The sequence below is a fragment of the Bradyrhizobium sp. CIR18 genome (assembly GCF_014198295.1).
Classification (GTDB): Bacteria; Pseudomonadota; Alphaproteobacteria; order Rhizobiales; family Xanthobacteraceae; genus Bradyrhizobium.
The window spans coordinates 233449-253949 of the sequence record NZ_JACIHF010000007.1 but is presented as its reverse complement, the minus strand read 5'-3'; the positions used below and the strand labels follow the sequence as shown (position 1 = coordinate 253949).

At 65.2% G+C, this 20501-nt stretch carries 18 protein-coding genes; 10 read left to right on the top strand and 8 right to left on the bottom strand.

The window, feature by feature from the left end; genetic code table 11:
• The first annotated feature begins 499 nt into the window (after positions 1-499).
• From thrC to GGD65_RS23215, 4 genes are all read left to right on the top strand, one after another.
• Positions 500-1918, top strand: coding sequence for a threonine synthase (gene thrC / locus GGD65_RS23230; RefSeq protein WP_183236719.1), 1419 nt, complete (start codon positions 500-502; stop codon positions 1916-1918).
• A complete protein-coding gene (locus tag GGD65_RS23225; RefSeq protein ID WP_179731967.1) occupies positions 1915-3204 on the top strand; it encodes a pitrilysin family protein in 1290 nt (429 codons plus the stop codon). Before thrC ends, GGD65_RS23225 begins: the two co-directional genes overlap by 4 nt.
• 39 nt (positions 3205-3243) lie before the next feature.
• Positions 3244-3831 (top strand): GNAT family N-acetyltransferase, encoded by a 588-nt coding sequence (locus GGD65_RS23220; protein WP_018316343.1) that lies wholly within the window; start codon positions 3244-3246, stop codon positions 3829-3831.
• A gap of 170 nt (positions 3832-4001) precedes the next feature.
• Positions 4002-4652, top strand: coding sequence for a hypothetical protein (locus GGD65_RS23215; protein ID WP_018316342.1), 651 nt, complete (start codon positions 4002-4004; stop codon positions 4650-4652).
• A 208-nt stretch (positions 4653-4860) separates the two neighbouring features.
• Here the strand turns inward: GGD65_RS23215 and GGD65_RS23210 are convergent, their stop codons facing one another.
• The 5 genes from GGD65_RS23210 to GGD65_RS23190 form a co-directional block, all read right to left on the bottom strand.
• Positions 4861-5346 (bottom strand): F0F1 ATP synthase subunit B, encoded by a 486-nt coding sequence (locus GGD65_RS23210; protein ID WP_018316341.1) that lies wholly within the window; start codon positions 5344-5346, stop codon positions 4861-4863.
• A gap of 5 nt (positions 5347-5351) precedes the next feature.
• Complete coding sequence (locus GGD65_RS23205) at positions 5352-5918, bottom strand: F0F1 ATP synthase subunit B' (RefSeq protein ID WP_018316340.1); 567 nt, start codon at positions 5916-5918, stop codon at positions 5352-5354.
• A 65-nt stretch (positions 5919-5983) separates the two neighbouring features.
• Positions 5984-6214: a F0F1 ATP synthase subunit C gene (locus tag GGD65_RS23200; protein ID WP_007599451.1), complete on the bottom strand. Its 231-nt coding sequence runs from the start codon at positions 6212-6214 to the stop codon at positions 5984-5986.
• 53 nt (positions 6215-6267) lie between these two features.
• Positions 6268-7017 (bottom strand): F0F1 ATP synthase subunit A, encoded by a 750-nt coding sequence (locus GGD65_RS23195; protein WP_018316339.1) that lies wholly within the window; start codon positions 7015-7017, stop codon positions 6268-6270.
• 112 nt (positions 7018-7129) lie between these two features.
• Complete coding sequence (locus tag GGD65_RS23190; RefSeq protein ID WP_018316338.1) at positions 7130-7504, bottom strand: AtpZ/AtpI family protein; 375 nt, start codon at positions 7502-7504, stop codon at positions 7130-7132.
• 359 nt (positions 7505-7863) lie between these two features.
• On the opposite strand from GGD65_RS23190, the gene GGD65_RS23185 reads away from it, so the two are divergent.
• Together GGD65_RS23185 and GGD65_RS23180 are read left to right on the top strand one after the other, a co-directional pair.
• Positions 7864-8385, top strand: coding sequence for a hypothetical protein (locus tag GGD65_RS23185; RefSeq protein ID WP_183236718.1), 522 nt, complete (start codon positions 7864-7866; stop codon positions 8383-8385).
• A 161-nt stretch (positions 8386-8546) separates the two neighbouring features.
• Entirely contained in the window at positions 8547-9020 is a 474-nt protein-coding gene (locus GGD65_RS23180) for a secondary thiamine-phosphate synthase enzyme YjbQ (protein WP_018316336.1), read from the top strand.
• A 76-nt stretch (positions 9021-9096) separates the two neighbouring features.
• Here the strand turns inward: GGD65_RS23180 and GGD65_RS23175 are convergent, their stop codons facing one another.
• Complete coding sequence (locus tag GGD65_RS23175) at positions 9097-10722, bottom strand: MFS transporter (RefSeq protein ID WP_018316335.1); 1626 nt, start codon at positions 10720-10722, stop codon at positions 9097-9099.
• 337 nt (positions 10723-11059) lie between these two features.
• On the opposite strand from GGD65_RS23175, the gene GGD65_RS23170 reads away from it, so the two are divergent.
• Positions 11060-11731: a response regulator transcription factor gene (locus GGD65_RS23170; RefSeq protein ID WP_018316334.1), complete on the top strand. Its 672-nt coding sequence runs from the start codon at positions 11060-11062 to the stop codon at positions 11729-11731.
• 5 nt (positions 11732-11736) lie between these two features.
• Here GGD65_RS23170 and GGD65_RS23165 read toward each other — a convergent pair whose 3' ends face one another.
• Positions 11737-14598, bottom strand: coding sequence for a tetratricopeptide repeat protein (locus tag GGD65_RS23165; protein ID WP_183236717.1), 2862 nt, complete (start codon positions 14596-14598; stop codon positions 11737-11739).
• A 198-nt stretch (positions 14599-14796) separates the two neighbouring features.
• Here GGD65_RS23165 and GGD65_RS23160 point away from each other — a divergent pair, with 198 nt between their 5' ends.
• The 3 genes from GGD65_RS23160 (at position 14797) to GGD65_RS23150 (ending at position 16914) form a co-directional block, all read left to right on the top strand.
• Complete coding sequence (locus GGD65_RS23160; protein WP_183236716.1) at positions 14797-15216, top strand: organic hydroperoxide resistance protein; 420 nt, start codon at positions 14797-14799, stop codon at positions 15214-15216.
• 37 nt (positions 15217-15253) lie between these two features.
• Positions 15254-16282 carry an alpha/beta fold hydrolase gene (locus tag GGD65_RS23155; protein ID WP_183236715.1) on the top strand — a complete coding sequence of 343 codons (1029 nt, stop codon included), beginning with the start codon at positions 15254-15256 and terminating at the stop codon, positions 16280-16282.
• A 71-nt stretch (positions 16283-16353) separates the two neighbouring features.
• The gene (locus tag GGD65_RS23150) at positions 16354-16914 is read left to right on the top strand and encodes a cytochrome P460 family protein (protein ID WP_183236714.1); all 561 of its coding nucleotides are present in this window, start codon (positions 16354-16356) and stop codon (positions 16912-16914) included.
• Positions 16915-16951: 37 nt separating this feature from the next.
• On the opposite strand, the gene GGD65_RS23145 is transcribed toward GGD65_RS23150, so the two are convergent.
• Positions 16952-20461 (bottom strand): PAS domain-containing hybrid sensor histidine kinase/response regulator, encoded by a 3510-nt coding sequence (locus GGD65_RS23145; RefSeq protein WP_183236774.1) that lies wholly within the window; start codon positions 20459-20461, stop codon positions 16952-16954.
• Positions 20462-20501 lie beyond the last annotated feature (40 nt).

Genomic DNA, 20501 nt, shown 5'->3' with positions numbered 1-20501 from the left:
GAGACGGATTAGTGCCGGCGTGCAGCCGGGCAATGCATGGACACAGCCGACACCCATCCGCGGACACAATGGGTCGAGGTGGCATTCGTTCCGGATCCCTGCAATTGTCGGGATAAAATGGCAATTCTTCGCGACGATTGGCTGGAGCGCGCTCGCAAAAGCTTGGGCATGTCGGGAAAAATAGGAACATCTTCCCGCGCTCGTCGTTTTCGCCCTTGACGATTTCGTGACTGACGGCGAAAGGTTGCCGGACAAGTTTCAGCGGGGGCGGCGACCCCAGAGGCAAACCGGTCTGCACATATCAACGACAGACCTTCCAAGAGAGGGCTGCGGCATCGCCGCAGCCCTTTTTGCTGGGCAGGGGTGCCGGCGGGAAGCGGTTTCCTGATGCTGCAAAACACTTTATGGTGGCGCAAAGCCTCTGGCTGTTAACAAGTAATTTCGTAAAATCAAAGGCTTAACGAGCGGGCGTAAGCCCGGTCGGCCTTTGGAGGGCAGTTTGACTCGTTATATCTCGACCCGGGGCGAGGCCCCCGAACTCGGCTTCTGCGACGTGATGCTGACCGGGCTTGCGCGCGACGGCGGCCTGTATGTGCCGACCATTTGGCCCCAGCTCTCCACTGAAACCATCGCCGGCTTCTTCGGCCGCCCCTATTGGGAGGTCGCGGTCGACGTGATCCGTCCGTTCGCCGGCGGCGAGATTTCGGACGCCGAACTTGGCCGCATGGCGAACGAGGCCTATGCCACCTTCCGCCATCCGGCGGTGGTGCCGCTGCGCCAGATGTCGCCGCACCAGTTCGTGCTGGAGCTGTTTCACGGCCCGACGCTCGCCTTCAAGGACGTGGCGATGCAGCTGATCTCGCGGCTGATGGACCATGTGCTCGCCAAGCGCGGCCAGCGCACCACCATCGTGGTCGCCACCTCAGGCGATACCGGCGGCGCTGCGGTCGAAGCCTTCGCCGGCCTCGAGAACGTGGATCTCATCGTGCTGTTCCCGCACGGCCGCATCTCCGAGGTGCAGCGGCGGATGATGACGTCGACGGGCGCGGCCAATGTCCATGCGCTCGCCATCGAGGGCAATTTCGACGACTGCCAGGCGCTCGTGAAGGGGATGTTCAACAACCATCGCTTCCGCGATGCGACCTCGCTCTCCGGCGTCAACTCCATCAACTGGGCGCGCATCGTCGCCCAGGTGGTCTACTATTTCACCTCCGCCGTCGCCGTCGGTGCGCCGGCGCGCGCGGTGGATTTCGTCGTGCCGACCGGCAATTTCGGCGACATCTTCGCCGGCTACGTCGCCAAGCGCATGGGGCTGCCGGTGCGGACCCTGCGCATCGCCGCCAACGTCAACGACATCCTGGCGCGCACGCTGAAGACGGGGATCTATGAGGTGCGCGAGGTGCACGCGACGGCGTCGCCGTCGATGGACATCCAGATCTCCTCGAATTTCGAACGGCTGCTGTTCGAGGCCGGCAAGCGCGATGCAGCCGGCGTGCGCCGCCTGATGGATTCGCTGAAGCAGTCAGGACGTTTCGTGCTGCCGGACGCAACGCTGGCCGCGATCCGCGAGGAGTTCGACGCCGGCCGCGCTGACGAGACCGAGACCGCGGCTGCGATCCGCGCCGGCTGGCGGGAGGCAGGCGAGCTGGTCGATCCCCATACGGCGGTGGCGCTCGCCGTCGCCGATCGCGACACCACCGACACGAGGGTGCCAAGCATCGTGCTCTCCACCGCGCATCCGGCCAAATTCCCCGACGCCGTCGAAGCGGCCTGCGGCCAGCGGCCGCAACTGCCGGCCTGGCTCGACGGATTGATGACCAAATCCGAACACATGAAGGTGATGAAGAACGATCAGGCCGAGGTCGAGCGGTTCGTGCTGTCGGTCAGCCGCGCCGCAAAGCAGGGAGTTGCCGGATGAGCGTCGAGATTTCCAAGCTTGCCTCCGGCCTGACCGTCGTCACCGACAAGATGCCCCATCTCGAGACCGCGGCGCTCGGCGTCTGGGCCGGCGTCGGCGGACGCGACGAGAAGCCGAACGAGCACGGCATCTCGCATCTGCTCGAGCACATGGCGTTCAAGGGCACGACGAAGCGCTCCTCGCGCGAGATCGTCGAGGAGATCGAGGCGGTCGGCGGCGACCTCAATGCCGGCACCTCGACCGAGACCACGTCCTATTACGCGCGGGTGCTCAAGGCCGACGTGCCGCTCGCGCTCGACGTGCTCGCCGACATCCTCGCCAATCCCGCCTTCGAGCCCGACGAGCTGGAGCGCGAGAAGAACGTCATCGTGCAGGAGATCGGTGCCGCGCAGGATACGCCCGATGACGTCGTGTTCGAGCATCTCAACGAGCTCTGCTATCCCGATCAGCCGATGGGCCGCTCGCTGCTCGGCACGGCCAAGACGCTGCGCGCCTTCAACCGTGACATGCTGCGCGGCTACCTCTCGACGCATTATCGCGGGCCCGACATGGTGGTGGCGGCCGCAGGCGCGGTCGATCACAGCCAAGTCGTTGCCGAGGTCGAGAAGCGCTTTGCGAGTTTCGAGGGGACGCCGGGCCCGAAGCCGCAAACCGCTCAGTTCGGCAAGGGCGGCGCCAAGGTGGTGCATCGCGAGTTGGAGCAGGCGCATCTGACGCTGGCGCTGGAAGGCGTGCCGCAGAGCGATCTGTCGCTGTTCTCGCTCCAGGTCTTCACCAACATCCTCGGCGGCGGAATGTCGTCGCGCCTGTTCCAGGAGGTGCGCGAGAAGCGCGGCCTCTGCTACTCGATCTACTCGTTCCACGCGCCCTATACCGACACCGGCTTCTTCGGCCTCTACACCGGCACCGATCCGGCCGACGCGCCGGAGATGATGGAGGTCGTGGTCGACATCATGAATGAGTCGGTGGAGACGCTGACCGAGGCCGAGATCGCGCGGGCCAAGGCGCAGATGAAGGCAGGGCTCCTGATGGCGCTGGAGAGCTGCTCGTCCCGCGCCGAGCAGCTGGCGCGCCACGTGCTGGCCTATGGCCGGCCGCAGACGGTCGAGGAGCTGGTGGGCCGGATCGACGCCGTCAGCGTCGAATCGACCCGGGACGCGGCGCGTGCGCTGCTGTCGCGGAGCCGGCCTGCCGTTGTCGCATTAGGCAGTGGCAGGGGTCTGGACACGGCGGTGTCTTTTGCGGAAGGATTGACGCGGGCACGTGCCAAGGCGCGGCTGCATTAGGAGCCGCGCGCGGGCTGAGCTGCCCCGGGAAGCATCACCATGGCCCTCTTTCGCCTGCCGTCCAGTGGACCCGCCGCCCTCGCGCCGCGCGGTAACGGGCTGTTGCTGCGCGCGCCGCAGATGTCGGACTTCCTGCAATGGGCGCATTTGCGCGAAACCAGCCGCGATTATCTGACGCCCTGGGAGCCGATCTGGCCGTCTGACGATCTCACCCGATCCGGCTTCCGCCGCCGCCTGCGCCGCTATTCCGAGGACATTGCCGCGGACCGTTCCTATCCCTTTCTGATCTTCCGCGAGCTTGATGGCGCCATGGTCGGCGGCATCACGCTGGCCAATGTCCGGCGCGGCATCGTGCAGGCCGGCACCATCGGCTATTGGGTCGGCCAACCCCATGCCCATCGCGGCTACATGACAGCTGCACTGCGGGTCCTCCTGCCGACGCTGTTCGGCGAGCTCAATCTGCACCGGGTCGAGGCCGCCTGCATCCCCACCAATGCGCCGTCGATCCGGGTGCTGGAGAAGTGCGGTTTCTCCCGTGAGGGCCTGGCGCGCCGCTATCTCTGCATCAATGGGGTCTGGCAGGACCATTTGCTGTTCGGCCTGCTGCATGAGGATTTCCGCGGCTGAGCCGCGCGAACATATGGCCAAGTCCCTTGCCCAAGTCTTTTGGCCAAGTCCCTTGCCAAGTCCCCTGCCAAGTCCCCCTTTTTGCTGCCTTGGGTTCGCCGATTTTGACGATATAACCCGCATGCCCCGGCCCGATCGGCCGGACAATTGTCATTGGAGTACGGGCTTTGATGGTGAAGCAGCTTCGGTCATCGCGGAATGTGCTGCGGCGGGGGACGGCGATCGCGCTTGTCTTGTCGATGTCGTTCGCGGCGGTTTCGCCGGTGGCCGCCCAGTCCTTGACTGACCGCTTCAAGAGCCTGTTCGGCGGCAAGTCGGATGAGCCGGCCCCGCCCAAGCCCGCGCCCGCGCCTGGCCAGCCGGCGGAAGACGAGGTTGATTGCCCGCAGGTGACGGTGCGCGCGGGCGCATCAACCTACGCGGTCGGGGCGGCCGGCAAGCCGGCCGTCGGCAACGAGATCCGCTTCCAGGCCTCGATCACCAAGATGGCGCGCGAATGTTCCCGCAGCAGTGTCGGCATCACGGCTCGGATCGGAATCCAGGGCCGCGTGATCGCCGGGCCCGCCGGCGCGCCCGCCACCGTCGAGGTGCCCTTGCGTGTCGCGGTGGTGCAGGGCGGCGTCGGCGAGAAAGTGATCGCCTCGAAGGCTTACCGGACGACGGTCGAGATGTCGGAGGGCGGCAGCGTGCCCTTCACCTTCATCGTCGAGGATCTGGCTTATCCGACGCCCTCCGCCGCGGTCGCCGATTCCTATGTCTTCTATGTCGGCTTCGACCCGCAGGCGCTGTCGCCCGAGCCGAAGGGACGGAAGAAGAAGTAGGTAAGCAAGTCGTCACGAAGAACGCTGTCATGCTCCGCGCAGGCGGGGCATCCAGTACGCCGCGGCTTCTCCGTATCTCATTGCTGTCTCTGGAATACTGGATCACCCGCTTTCGCGGGTGATGACACGGTATTTGTGGATTGCGGTGTCGCAAACAAAAAAGCCGGCGCTCATCGCGCCGGCTTTTTGATTACTGAAGGCAAAACCCTCAGTTCAGCTTCTGGCGAACCTCGGTGATGCCCTTGGCGAGCAGATCGTCGGCGACCTGGCCCTTGACCGACTGCGACAGGATCGTGGAGGCGGCCTGAACGGCGGCTTCCGCGGCTGCGGCGCGGACATCGGCGAGCGCCTGGGCCTCGGCGAGCGCGATCTTGCTCTCCGCGGTCTTGGTCCGGCGGGCGACGAAGTCTTCCATCTTCGCCTTGGCGTCGGCCGCGATGCGCTCGGCTTCGGCCTTGGCGTTGGCGATGATGTCGGCAGCTTCGCGCTCGGCCGTGGCGCTGCGTGCCTTGTAGTCGGCGAGCACCTTGGCCGCTTCCTGCTTGAGCCGCGTCGCGTCGTCGAGCTCGGCCTTGATGCGGGCGGCACGATGATCCAGCGCCGTCATCGCCGACTTGAAGACCCCGAGATAGGCGAACACGACCATCAGGATCACGAAGGCGATGGCGACCCAGGTTTCAGGATCGAAGAACATCTCGACTAACCTTTCAGGGACGCATCGACCGCGGCATTGACCGACGCGGCGTCGGGAACGACGCCGGTAAGCTGCTGCACGATCTGGCCTGCCGCATCGGCCGCGATGCCGCGGACGTTGCTCATGGCGGTGGCGCGGGTCGAGGCGATGGTCTTCTCCGCCCCGGCGAGCTTGGCCGCCAATTGTTCCTCCAGCGTCTTGCGCTCGGCTTCCGCCTGCGCATTCGCCTTGTCGCGGGATTCGTTGCCGATGGCCTGTGCCCGCGTGCGCGCCGAAGCGAGCTCGGTTTCATAGGCCTTGAGCGCCGCCTCGGACTGGTCCTTCAGCTTCTGCGCCTCGGCGAGGTCACCCTCGATCTTGTTCTGACGCGCCTCGATCGCACCGCCGACCTTCGGCAGAGCGAGCTTGGACACGATCACGTAAAGCAGGACGAAGAAGATCGCGAGCGACACCAGCTGTGAAGCGTAGTTGCTGCTCTCGAACGGCGGAAAACCGCCACCGTGGTGACCACCGTCAGCCTCGGTGTGAGCGCCCGCCGCCGGACCTTTTGCGCCGCCATGACTTTCAGCCACGGAGTTCTCCTGTTGCAGTCACACGCGCCGTCCCAATGGATGGAACGGCGCGAAAAACGTCGTCCTCAGAGCGGAACGAACAGCAGCAGCAGCGCGATCAGCAGCGAGAAAATGCCGAGCGCTTCGGTCACGGCGAAGCCGAAGATCAGGTTGCCGAATTGGCCCTGAGCGGCCGAGGGGTTGCGAACGGCTGCGGCAAGGTAGTTGCCGAAGATCACGCCGACGCCGACGCCCGCGCCGCCCATGCCGATGCATGCGATGCCCGCGCCGATAAGTTTTGCTGCTGCCGGATCCATTTTAGACTCCTTGGAAGAAAGATTGGGTTGTGGGTGGAAATTCCCCGGACCGCTCAGTGTCCCGGATGAATGGCGTCGTTGAGGTAGATGCAGGTCAGGATCGCAAACACATAGGCTTGCAGGAACGCGACCAGAATCTCGAGCGCGTACAGCGCGACCGTGAGAGCCAGCGGCAGCACGCCGCCGACCCAGCCCAGCGCCCCGAGCGAGAAGCCGAGCATGGCGACGAAGCCCGCGAACACCTTCAGCGCGATGTGGCCGGCCAGCATGTTGGCGAACAGACGGACGCTGTGGGAGACCGGCCGCAGGAAGAACGACAGGATCTCGATGAACATCACCAGCGGCAGGATGTAGCCGGGGACGCCGTGGGGTACGAAGATCGAGAAGAACTTCAGGCCGTTCTTGGCGACGCCGTAGATCAGGACGGTGAAGAAGACCAGAAGCGCGAGCGCCGCGGTGACGATCAGATGGCTCGACACCGTGAAGGTATAGGGGATGATGCCGACCAGGTTCGAGACGCAGATGAACATGAACAGCGAGAAGATCAGCGGGAAGAACTTCATGCCTTCCGCGCCGGCCGTCGAACGGATGGTCGAGGCGACGAATTCGTAGGAGATTTCGGCGACCGATTGCAGGCGCCCGGGAACCAGCTGCGTGCCGCTGGCGAGCATCAGGATCGAGATCACCGCCACCGCCACCAGCATGTAGAGCGACGAATTGGTGAAGGCGATCGTGTGATTGCCGATATGGCCCAGGGTGAAGAGAGGCTCGATGTTGAACTGGTGGATCGGGTCGATTTTCATCAGCGCGGCATCTCTTGGTCTGCCGGGCAATGCCGGCGGGTCTCGGTCTGCCGGCCGGGCCGGCCCGTACCGGCAAGGCCGGCACGATCATTCCTGTCCTGGTGCGGATCGGCTAAGACCCACCGCGCCTGTTTTGACCCGCACCCGCCGTTCTCACCACATTCACCACGCCGGCGACGAAGCCCAGCAACAGGAACACGATAAATCCGAAAGGCGACGTCGACAGCAAGCGGTCGAAACCCCAGCCAATCCCCGCTCCGACAACGACCCCGGCGATCAACTCGGAGGATAACCGGAAACCAAGCGCCATCGCCGAAGCTCTGGCCGCTCTGTCCTCACCGTCACCTGCGGGTTGCTCGGTCTTGATTCGTCGGTCCCGGAATTCGGACAACCGCTGATCAAGATTTCCGAGCCGTTCGGAAAGCGCAGCTTCCTCGGACGATCTATCGCGATCCCCATTCTCGCCGTGTCCCGTGCCCTGTGTCATGCAACGAAGACCCGAAACGCCGCGGCTGAATGGAAATTGCGCCCGCCACCCTCAAAAGCCGCGCGGACCATACTGATGGCCCATAATCAAGTCAAGCCAAGTCACGATTGCGTCGCTTTCGGTTATGTAGCTGATTTATTTGATGATATTGGCGCGCACGGCAGCGCTGCACACAGCGTGACGCCGCACCGCAGCAGCAAGCCTCAGGATCGGCGAAGGCGGCCGCCCTTTCGCCACGCTGCCGGGATCGAACACGCCGCCGCGATCGTTGATAAGGGTGCGTGTTTTGGGCGGCGGATCGCCTCACCGGGGTGTAGAATTTGCGAGAGGGCCACCTGCACGTCGTGGCGGAGATCGCGATGAGACCAGTGACGTCATCCACAACATCATGGCTTGCGCTGGCGGCGTTCGCCGCCGCGGTGGCGATCGGCGGCGACCTCGAGGCCGCGCAATCCGCGCCCGATAGCGAGAACGGCCGCTACAGCATGACGCCCATCCCCGAGGGCGTGTTGCGGCTCGACACGCGCACCGGGACGGTATCGACCTGCACCAAGAACGGCGCCGGCTGGGCCTGTTACGCGGTGCCCGACGAACGGACCGCGCTCGACGCCGAGATCGGCCGGCTCCAGGCCGAGGTCGAAAGGCTGCAGGGACAGCTCGCGGCCGGGCCGACGGTGTCGGGCAAGATCGACGAGGCGCTGCCGAAATCCGACCCGCTGAAGAAAGCGGAGCCCAAGGCCGCCGAGGGCGAGCGCAAGATCGAGATCCCGCTGCCGAGCGACCAGGACGTCGACCGCGTGATGTCGTTTCTGGAAAAGGCCTGGCGGCGGCTGATCGACATGGCCAACCGCGTCCAGAAGGACGTGTCGGGGAAGATTTGAGGACCCCTTCGCGCCATCCGTGCGTTGAGGTGCCGTAGGGTGGGCAAAGGCGTTCTTACGCCGTGCCCACCATGCTTCTAAGACAATGAAGAAAAGACGTGGGCACGGCGCTTTGCGCCTTTGCCCACCCTACGGCAGTATTCGATTAGTCGAGACCCTTCATGACATCAACCAGATCAGTCACCCGCTCGGCGCCATCGTCGGTGCAAGCCGACACCATCGCATCGTCATTGCTGACCGTGCAGACATCGGGTCACGGCTTCACCGATCTGACGAGCGAGGCTGCAAAATTCATCGCCGAGGTTCACGCGCGCGACGGCGCGCTGACGCTGTTCATCCGCCATACCTCGGCCTCGCTGACGATCCAGGAGAACGCCGATCCGTCCGTGCTGGTCGATCTCACCACGGCGCTGTCCCGGCTGGCGCCGGAGAATGCCGGGTGGACCCACGACACCGAAGGACCGGACGACATGCCGGCACATATCAAGACGATGCTGACCGGGGCCTCGCTTCAGGTCCCGGTCCTGAGCGGCAGGCTTGCCCTCGGCACATGGCAGGCGATCTATTTGATCGAGCACCGCAAGCGCCCGCACCGGCGCGAGGTGGTGCTGCAATTCGTCGGCAGCAATCAATAAAGCAATTTTAGTGCTCAAACAAAACCGGCCGCGGATCGCTCCGCGGCCGGTTCGTTGTACCTATCGCTGCTTTCGATCAGGTCGCCTTGATGTCGACGTCCTTGGTCTCGGGCAGGAAGAAGAAGCCGATCACAACGGTAATCGAGGCGAAGATGATCGGGTACCAGAGGCCGGCATAGATGTCGCCCGTCGAGGCCACGATGGCAAAGGCGGTCGCCGGCAGCAGGCCGCCGAACCAGCCGTTACCAATGTGGTAGGGTAGCGACATCGAGGTGTAGCGGATGCGGGTCGGGAACAGTTCGACCAGCATCGCCGCGATCGGGCCGTACACCATGGTGACGAACAGCACCAGGATGAACAGCAGGCCGATGATCGCCGCCACCTGCGGACGGAAGATGTCGAACGGATGGGACATCTTCACGATGCCCGCATCGCCGGCCTTCGGATAGCCGGCCGCCTGCACCGCGGCGAGCACTGCCGGGTTGCTGTCCTTGGCGCTCGTGTAGGGCACTTCCTTACCATTGACGACGACCTTCACACCCGAGCCGGCTGCGCCAGACGTGGTCGAGTACTTGACCGACGACTGCGACAGGTAGGCACGTGCGGTGTCGCAAGGTGCGGTGAAGACACGGGTGCCGACCGGGTTGAACAGGTCGCCGCAACCCGCGGGATCCGCCACCACGTCGACCTTGACCGATTCGATCGCCTTTTCCAGCGCCGGGTTGGCATTGGTGGTGATCATCTTGAAAATCGGGAAGAAGGTCAGCGCCGCGATCAGACAGCCGCCGAGGATGATCGGCTTGCGGCCGATCTTGTCGGACAGCATGCCGAACACGATGAAGAAGCCGGTGCCGAGCAGCAGCGACCAGGCGATCAGCAGGTTGGCGGTGTAGCCGTCGACCTTCAGGATCGATTGCAGGAAGAACAGCGCGTAGAACTGACCGGTGTACCAGACGACGCCCTGGCCCATCACGCCGCCAAGCAGCGCGAGCAGCACCAGCTTGCCGTTCTGCCAGTTGCCGAAGGCTTCGGTCAGCGGCGCCTTCGAGCTCTTGCCCTCGTCCTTCATCTTCTGGAAGATCGGGGATTCATTGAGGCGAAGCCGGATCCAGACCGAGATGCCGAGCAGCAGCACCGAGACCAGGAACGGGATGCGCCAGCCCCACTTCGCGAAATCGGCCTCGCCGAGGGCGCTACGGGTGAACAGGATCACCAGTAGCGACAGGAACAGGCCGAGCGTCGCGGTGGTCTGAATGAAGGAGGTGTAGTAGCCGCGCTTGCCGTTCGGAGCATGCTCCGCGACATAAGTGGCCGCGCCGCCATACTCACCGCCGAGCGCCAGGCCCTGGGCGAGGCGCAGCGCGATCAGGATGATCGGAGCCGCGATGCCGATGGTCGCCGCGTTCGGCAGCAGGCCGACGATGAAGGTCGACAGACCCATGATCAGGATGGTGACGAGGAAGGTGTATTTGCGGCCGACGATGTCGCCGACGCGGCCGAACACGATCGCGCCGAACGGACGCACCAGGAAGCCGGCGGCGAAGGCCAGCAGCGCGAAGATGTCGCGGGTGGCTGGCGGGTAATCCGAGAAGAACTGCACGCCGATGATCGAAGCCAGCGAGCCGTAGAGGTAGAAATCGTACCACTCGAAGACGGTACCGAGCGAGGAGGCGAGAATGACGAACCGTTCGTCCTTCGTCATCCCTCCCGCGCCTGCTTGAGACACAGCCATTGTCGACATATTGAGTCGCTCCCCGAATTGCGTTTCCTCGCACCCCAGACGTCCGGACATGCCGGATCAACCCAGGTCTTGGCTGCAAGGTAACATCGGCGTGAAACCCGCCCCAATACGACTTTCGGCCTTGCGCACTGACGCGTAGCTGACGCCGGTATCGGGCACCGGCGCGCCGCCACGTAGGCTTCCGGATTAACCCCTTTGCAGCAAAGGGATAATGTGCACTTGCATGCCACGGCCGCTCGGGGAAGAATTGACATACCCGGGATCTGTCCGCCGGCCCGCGAACGACAGCAAGAGAACGATGAACGCTCCCTCGACCCATCTCGTCATCGCCGATGACCATCCTCTTTTCCGCGACGCGCTGCGACAGGCGGTGGCCGGCGTCCTGACCTCGGCCAGGATCGACGAGGCCGGATCGTTCGAGGATCTGACCAAGCTCCTGGAACAGACTTCGGATGTCGACCTGATCCTGCTCGACCTCTCGATGCCCGGGATCTCAGGCTTTTCCGGCCTGATCTATCTGCGTGCGCAATATCCGGCGATCCCGGTGGTGATCGTCTCGGCGTCCGACGACAGCGCCACGATCCGCCGCTCGCTCGATTTCGGCGCCTCCGGCTTCATTCCCAAGCGATTCGGCGTCGAGACCCTGCGCGACGCCATCCTCAAGGTGATGGAGGGCGACGTCTGGGTTCCCGCCGATACCGATCTGTCGGCTGCGGCCGATCCCGATATGACGCGCCTGCGCGACCGTCTGGTGACGCTGACGCCGCAGCAGGTCCGGGTCCTGATGATGCTGTCGGAGGGCCTCCTCAACAAGCAGATCGCCTATGAGCTCGGGGTCTCCGAGGCCACCATCAAGGCACATGTCTCGGCGATCCTGCAAAAGCTCGGTGTCGAAAGCCGCACCCAGGCGGTGATCGCGGCCGCCAAGATCGCCGGCGGCCAGTGGAAGCAGGGCACGCCGACGGGGTGAGCCCGCTACAGCGCCTTCAGGAGGGCATCGGCGGCCCTGATATCTTCAGTCTCGGAACCTGCAGCGAAACCTTCGCGTGCCGATTGAAGTAATCGCCTGGCTTCCTTGCCGCGGCGCCGGTGGGCAAGAAGCTGCGCCAGATCGATTGCCGCGCGCAATTCCCACGCTTTGGCGCCCTTGTCGCGGCTGAGTTCCAGCGCCTGCACCAGGCAGGCCTCCGCTTCCTCGATTTGCGGCTCGGGCAGGTGCGACAGCACCTTGCCCTTCATGCGCAACAGCTCGGGCATATAGAGGTGATCGCCGCTCTGCGCGACGAGGCGGATGGCGTCGTCGATCAGCTGTGCGCTCTGCGCGATCTGGCCGAGCGCTACCAATCCCTGAACCAGCGCGATGTTGAACGTCGTGGTCAGCAGCTCGTAGCGGGCATCGTGGAGCTCACGCAGGCAAGTCCTGATCGTCTCGGCGCCAACTGCGGCATCGCCGCGCCGGATCGCCAGCTCGCCTTTGACGCCGCGGCCGACGGCGAGATAAGGCCCCATCGAACGCGACGCCGCATGCGCGATGAAGCGGTCGATGTTCGCGTCCGCACCGTCGAGGTCTCCGCTCCAGAGATCAATTGCGACCGTCCAGATCAGCGCAATGCAGAGCGTGATCGGGTGATCCATCTGCGCGGCCTCGGTGACCGTCTGTCGCGCCAGTTGCAGCGCATCCGCGGGGCGGCCCTGCAACCAGAGCTCGCGAGCCAGCGTGATGCCGGCCCGATTGCGATGATCGAAGCCGTGGACGGTGCTGATTCGCTCCGTGCCCGGTCCCCGCCATGCGACCTCCAGCATCTCGAGCGCGTCGCGATGCCGGCCTGCCAGATGCAAGGAGACGCCGAGGAGGGAATGGGCGAGGGCGATCGAGGCGGAATCGCCCAGCGACCTCGCGACCCCGAGGCTCTGCTGCGCATAGCCGAGCGCGGCGTCGAACTCTCCCATCCGCTCGTGAAAAATATGCATCCGGCCGAGCAGCTGGAGCTGGTTGATTTCGTCGCCGCGCGCTTCGGCGATCGCAAGGCTCCGGCTCAAGGCGCTGCGCGCCGCTTCGCTGCCGCCGCGGGTGAACATCAAGGTCAGTCCGAGAGCGGCCTGGATGTGCATTTCCTCGGCGCTGCCGCGCGAGGAGGGGTCCATCGCCAGCAGCGCCCGTTCCGACCAGCGCCGGCATTCGATCAACAAGGACATCGCCAGGAAGATCGGCGCCGCGGCAGCGGCGAGCGCAATGCCGATGCCAAGATCACCGCCCGCCCCGAAGCACCAGTCGAGCGCGGCGCGCACATTGTGAAGCGCGGAGAAGTGAGCAGCTCGCTCGTCCGCGCTCGGCACGGCGGCCCATGTCATGCCGGCCTGTTCCAGCCATCGCCGGTAGTACGTCGCGTGGCGGGCGGCGAGAGCCGCGTCATCGGGCTCGATCTCGAGCAGATAAGCGCGCGTCGTGTCGAGCAGGCGGTAGCGCATCATGGCGCCGATGGGGCGCGGCGCGACCATCGATTTGGCCACGAGACTGTCGACGGCGTCGAACAGGCGGGCCTGGTCGACGCGCTCGTCCGGCACGACCTCGAGCGCCGCGTCGATGGTGAAATGCCCGGCGAAGACCGCAAGCCTGCGCAGCACGAGGCGTTCGAGATCCGACAGCAGTCCGTAGCTCCAGTCGAGCGTGGCCTGCAATGTCTTCTGCCGGGGCGGCGCCGTTCGCTGGCCCTGCCAGAGCAGATTGAGGCGCTCGTCGAGCAATGCGGCCGTCTGCTCCAGGCCGTAGGCTTCGACCCGGCCGGCAGCGAGTTCGATCGCCAGCGCCATGCCGTCGAGCTTGCGGCAGATCCTTGCGATGATCGCGGCATTGGCGTCATCGAGACTGATCTGCGCGCCGCTGGCCGAGGCACGTTCGAGGAACAGCTGCAGCGCTGGATAGGTCTGCGCTGCGGCGACCGTCAGTCCGGAGCCGTCGGGCGGAACGGCAAGCGGCGCCAATCGATAGACCTGCTCGCCCTCGACGCGCAGGGCCTCGCGGCTGGTCGCGAGGATATGGATATGTGGCGCTGTCTGGAAGATGTCCGCCGCCAGCGGCGCGGCGGTCGCGATGACGTGCTCGCAATTGTCGAGAACCAGCAGCATCCGCTTGTCCCTGACATGCGCGAGCAGCGCGGGCAGGGGATCGTCGGTCTCGGCCGGCAAACCCAGCATCAGCAGGATCGAGGTGATCACGAGATCGGGATCACTGAGCGCGGCAAGATCAACAAAGTGCGCGGCGTCGGAGAAAGTCTCGAGCAGGTCGTGGGCGATCGCCACTGCGACCGCCGTCTTGCCGACGCCGCCGGGACCGGCGATCGTGACAAAGCGCGAGGCGATGAGCTTGTCAGAGACGGCGGCGATCGCATCGTCGCGCCCGACCATCCGCTGTAACCGGTTCGGCAGTTTCACCGGCGGCAATTCCAGCCGCGGCGCAGGGCGCTGGGCTGCCGCAATGCCTGTTTGCGAAATCGGCGCTGCGAGTTGCGAGATCGGCGCCACGAAGCAATAGCCCCGGCCGGAGAGCGTCGTGATGTAGCGGGCGCCGTCCTTGCCGTCGCCGAGCGCCTTGCGCAGCGCTGCGACGTGAAAGCGCAGATTGGCCTCTTCGACGGTGACGCCGGGCCACACCAGCGCCATCAGGTCCCATTTACCGACGACCTGGTTCGGCCGCGACATCAGCGCCATCAGCGTGTCGAACGCTTTCGCACCCAGCGGCAACGCGACGCCGTCGCGCATCACGAGCCTTTCATGCGGCGTCACGGAGAATGGCCCGAACGATAAAGTTCCCGCTGCGGTGCCGGCCGGCTCTGTCATGGCAAATCTCGGGTCCCTTCGACAGGACCCGATAGCCAGATGATCGCGATCCGGCAAGGCCGTCGCTGCATCGGCATCAGGCCGCGGATGCAGGCCTTGTTAAGCGCGCCAGGTCTGACCTCACAACTTCTCACAACTCCCAACGGGTGTCCTGCACCAGCCACTGCTAGACAGTTGCGCAACGGAAAGGACAGCTTCATGACGCAGGCGGCAAAAATACTCTACACGGCCAAGACCCACACCAGCGGCGGCCGAGGCGACGGCATATCGCGCAGCTCCGATGGCCGCCTCGATGTCAAGCTGTCGCCGCCGGGCGCCGCAGGCATCGGCACCAATCCCGAGCAATTGTTCGCCGCCGGCTGGTCGGCCTGCTTCGAAGGCGCGATGGAGATCGCGGCGCGCAAGCGGAAGATCGAGCTTCCCAGGAAATGCGCGATCGATGCGGAAATCGATCTCGTGCTCGACGAGGGCGCCTACTCGCTCCGGGCGCGCCTCAATGTCAGCCTGCCGGGCCTCGACCCCGAGATCGTACGCGGCATCATCGATGATGCGCATCAGACCTGCCCCTATTCCAAGGCCGTTCGCGGCAACGTCGACGTCACGGTCGCGCTGATCTGACGCGCCATCACCAACCATCAAGAAAGGTAGCACCACCATGAAGCGGATCATCGATCAGCATCGCCGCCAGTTCCTTGGCGTCGCCGCCGGAACCGTCGCCGTCGGCCTCGGCGTGATCGAACTCGCGCGCGCTGAGACCGAAGCGCCGAAATCGTCCGCATCGACTGCGTCCTTCGGGGCGATCAAGCAGATCGATGCCGGCGTCCTCAATGTCGGGTATGCGGAGGCGGGTCCTTCGAACGGTCCCGTGGCGATCCTGCTGCATGGCTGGCCCTACGACATTCACGCCTTCGTCGACGTCGCGCCGATCCTGGCCAAGGCCGGCTATCGCGTGATCATCCCTCACTTGCGCGGCTACGGCACGACGCATTTCCTCTCCAGCGAGACGCCGCGCAACGGCGAGCCTGCCGCGATGGCGGCCGACGTCATCGCGCTGATGGACAAGCTCGAGATCAAGAAGGCTGTTATCGCCGGCTTCGATTGGGGCGCGCGCACCGCCGACATCATCGCCGCGCTGTGGCCGGAGCGCTGCCGCGCGCTGGTGTCGGTCAGCGGCTATCTGATCTCCAGCCAGGCTGCCGGCAACGCGCCGTTGCCGCCGTCCGCCGAACTGCAATGGTGGTACCAGTTCTATTTCGCGACCGAGCGCGGCCGTGCCGGATACGAGAAGTACACGCATGATTTCGCCAAGCTGATCTGGAAGCTCGCCTCACCGCAATGGAAGTTCGACGACGCCACCTTCAATCGAAGTGCGGCGGCGCTGGACAACAAGGATCATGTCGCGATCACGATCCATAATTATCGCTGGCGGCTCGGGCTCGCCCAGGGTGAAGCGAAATACGAGCATCTCGAAAAGAAGCTGGCGGCAGCTCCCGTCATCGAGGTGCCGACGATCACGATGGAGGGCGACGCCAACGGCGCGCCGCATCCCGACCCGAGCGCCTATGCCAAGAAGTTCTCGGGCCGATACGAGTTTCGCCTGATCACCGGCGGCATCGGCCACAATCTGCCGCAGGAAGCGCCGCAAGCCTTTGCCAAGGCCGTCATCGACGCCGACGGCGCGTGATCATTCATGCGTGCCTCGGTCCAGCGTGGCTGGGCCGGGGATGTACCGCGATCCCAGCTTGAAGAAACGTCATGCCATCTATCGAACCTGAAAAGAATGAGCGATCCTACGTCACGGCGATCACGCTGGCCGTGCTTCTTCTGGTCGTTCTGCTGACTTGCGTGCCCTATCTGGTCTCGATCGCTCTTGCCGAGGGGCCTGCGCAAAACACGGCAGACGCCTCGCCGATCTTCGGCGTCACGATTCCGCCCGGTTACAAGCAGTGGGAGCTGATCGCGCCGGCCGAAGAAGCCGCGCCGCTCGACGAGCTTCGCGCCGTTGTCGGCAACCAGACCGCAATCGACGCGTATCAGGCCGGCAAGCTTCCGTTCCCTGACGGCACCATCCTGGTCAAGCGCGCCTGGCAGCGGAAGCAATCGCCGGAGTTTGCGTCCGCGACAATTCCTGGTGCCGCCACCACGGTCCAGGTGATGGTCAAGGATTCCAAAAAATACGCGGCGACGGGCGGCTGGGGCTTCGGCCGTTTCATCAACGGCAAACCGGTCGACGAGGCCCAGCACCGCACTTGCTGGGGCTGTCACGAAGCTCGCGCCAAGAGCCGCGATTACGTCTTCACGCGGCTGGCGCCGTGAATTGTGCAAACGTGCTGGCCGTCGCCAGCAAGCCGCTTCACTCCGCCGCCACCATCTGCTGCGTGCGCCACTGGCCGAGCAGGGCGCGGAGCGAGGCCGGCTTGACCGGCTTGTTCAGCACCGCGACCTTCTCGTCGCGCGCAGCGATCTGCACAGCGGGGCTGCGGTCCGCGGTGATCAGGATTGCGGGGATGCCGTCGCCGAAGCGGCGGCGGATCTCGCGGATCGCGGCAATGCCGTTGCCGCGGTCGAGATGATAGTCAACCAGTAGGCCGGTGACGCGCCGTCCCGCCGTCTCGATGGCGGCGATCGCGCCTTCGGGATCGGCGACCGCGATCACTTCGGCGTCCCAGGCCTTCAGCAGCGTGCGCATGCCATCGAGGATCGCCGCGTCGTTCTCGATACAGACGATCAGGGCGCCGGAGATCGGCGTGCGCGCCAGCGGCGTCGCGCTGGTCACCGCGGCGGTGTGGGTGATCGCTTTTGCCGTCGGCACCGTCACGGAGAAGACCGAGCCGCCGCTCCTGTTGCCGTCGATGGCGATGCCGTGCTTGAGCACGCGCGCCAGGCGTTCGACGATCGACAGGCCGAGCCCCAGCCCGCGCGCGATCCGCGCGCCCTGCTCGAGGCGGTGGAATTCCTTGAAGATCTCGCCGCGCTTGACCGGCGGGATGCCGACGCCGGTGTCGTAGACGCAGATCTTGAGCGAAGGGCCTTGCCGGCGACAGCCGACCAGGACGCGGCCGCGCGGGGTGTATTTGATCGCGTTCGAGATCAGGTTCTGCAGCAGGCGCCGCAGCAGGAGCCGGTCCGATTCGACTGGCAGCGAGCACGGCACGAAGGTGAGGTCCAGGTTCTTGGCGCGCGCGATCGGCGCGAACTCGATCTCCAGCGAGCGCATCAGATCGGCCATCTTGAAGCTCGAGGTCGAGGTCGTCATCGCGCCGGCGTCCAGCCGCGAGATGTCGAGCAGCGCGCCGAGGATCTCCTCGATCGCCTGCAGCGATTCGTCGATGTTCTCGACCAGCCGCGTCTCCTCGCCGCTGTGCTGGCGCTCGACCAGGCTCGTGACATAGAGCCGCGCCGCGTTCAGCGGCTGGAGAATGTCGTGGCTGGCGGCTGCGAGGAAGCGCGTCTTGGAGATGCTGGCGTCTTCCGCCGCGCTCTTGGCCAGCGCCAGCTCGGAGTTCAGCCGCGTCAACTCCTCGGTGCGGTCGCGCACGCGCTTTTCCAGTGTCGCGTTGGCGCGCTCTAGCGCTTCCGCCGCCTCGAAGGTGGGCGTAACATCGGTAAAGGTGATGACGAAGCCGCCGCCGGGCATGCGATTGGTGAGCACCTCGATCACCATGTGGCGTTCCGGCAGGCGTTCGAGATATGGCTCGCTGTCGGTGGTGTAGGCGGCGAGGCGCCGCTCCAGCATGGCCTCGCGCTCGACCGGGTCGTCCGGATCGCTCACGCCGATGAATTCCAGGATATCGCGCAGCGGCTCGCCGAACTGGACGATATGCGGGGGCACGTTGAGGAGATCGCCGAACTGCCGGTTGGAGCAGATCAGCTGCAGATCGGCATCGAACACGGCGATGCCCTGGCGCACGTGGTTGAGCGCGGTCTGCAGGATCTCGCGGTTGAAATGCAGGGCCGCGTGGGAGTCGTCGAGCAGCTTGAGTGCAGCCTTGGCCGAGACCGTGCGCTTGCGCAGCAGCAGCGACATCACGAGGCGCGAGGAGGCCGCTCCAATCGAGGAGGCGATCAGGTGCTCGGCGTGCTGCAACAGCTCGAAATCAGCGGGCGCTCCCGTCTCCAGACGAACGTTGCGCCGCGCGGAGAACGCCTCGAAGGAATGCCGGGCGCGGTCGGGTCCGAGATATTGCGCCACAGTGGTCTGGATGTCCTGCACGGTGACGGTGGTGCGCCAGCGGCGGAAGCTCGGTGAGATCGGCGCGAGCGTATTGGGCACGAACAGATCGGCCTGCAGCAGCTCGATCGACGAGGGCCTTCGTGCCAGCGACAGCAGCACATAGGTCAGGATGTTGAGCGACAGGGACCAGATCACGCCGTGCATCAAGGAAGGCAGATCGGCGCCGAACAGCGCCTGCGGCCGCAGCGCCTCGATGCCGAAGGGGCCATGCTGGAGCAGCAGGATGCCTGATGTCGAGGTATCCATGAAGCTCGGGATGAACAGTGTGTAGAGCCACACCACGAAGCCGACCAGCATGCCGCCGATGGCTCCGCGCGCGGTCGCGCGCCGCCACAGCAGCCCGCCGAAGAAGCTCGGCGCAAGCTGCGCGATGGCGGCAAAGGAGAGCAGGCCGATCGCCACGAGCTGGGTATTGCCGAGCGCGCGATAGTAGAAATAGGCCATCACCATGATGGCGAAGATCGCAAGCCGCCGCGAGCGCAGCAGGAAGTCGCTGAAATCCGCGCCGCCGGCGCGTCCTTCCGGCCGCCGTTGCAGCACCAGCGGAACCACGAGGTCGTTCGAGACCATGATGGAGAGTGCGACGCATTCGACGATCACCATTGCGGTCGCCGCCGACAGGCCGCCGACGAAAATGGCGACGCTGAGAAGCCCCGCACCGCCCTCCATCGGCAGCGCCAGCACGTACATGTCAGGGTCGGCCGCGCCGAACGGGAAGGTGACGAGGCCGGCGAGCGCGATCGGGATCACGAACAGATTGATGGCGACGAGGTAGAGCGGGAACAGCCAGCGCGCGCGGCCGACCTCGGCATCCGAGGAGTTCTCGACCACACTGACGTGGAACTGGCGCGGCAGCAGCATGATGGCGCAGAGCGACAGCAGCGTCATGGTGAGGAAGTTGCCGATCGACGGCGAATAGTTGATGGCGCGCACCGCCTCCGGCGTCTTCATGGCGCGCTCGATCAGTTCGTGCGGCGAGAACATCCAGAATGTGACGAAGATGCCGGCGGCGAGGAAGGCGACCAGCTTGATGATGGATTCGGTCGCGATCGCCAGCATCAGGCCGTGCTGGTGCTCGGTCGCATCGGTCTGACGCGTGCCGAACAGCACGGCGAAGGCCGCCATCGCCAGCGTCACCATCAGCGCGACGTCGCCGACGATCGGGATGTGGGAGAAGGCCTGGTCTTCGCTCAGGATGGTTTCGAGCGAGGAGGCGACCGCCTTGAGCTGGAGCGCGATGTAGGGCACCGAGCCGATGATCGCGATGAGCGCGACGGTGGCCGCCACCGCCTGGCTCTTGCCATAGCGGGCCCCGATGAAGTCGGCGATCGACGTGATGTTGTGGGTTTTCGCGAGCTGGATCACGCGGCGCAATACGCCGGCGCCTAACCCGATCATCAGGATCGGCCCGACATAGATGGCAAGGAAGTCGGTCGAGGCGCGGGTGGCGAAGCCGACCGAGCCGAAGAAGGTCCAGGAGGTGCAGTAGATCGCCAGCGAGAGCGGATAGATCAGCCCGGAGGCACGGCCGCGCCCGGCCGGCGAGCGGCGGTCGCCATGGCTCGCCACCAGGAACAGGAAGCCGATATAGCCGAAGGCGGCGGCGATCACGCCCCAATCGTGCAGCATGGCGAGCGCGCTTCTCGAAAGGGCGCCGGCGGCGCCCGAG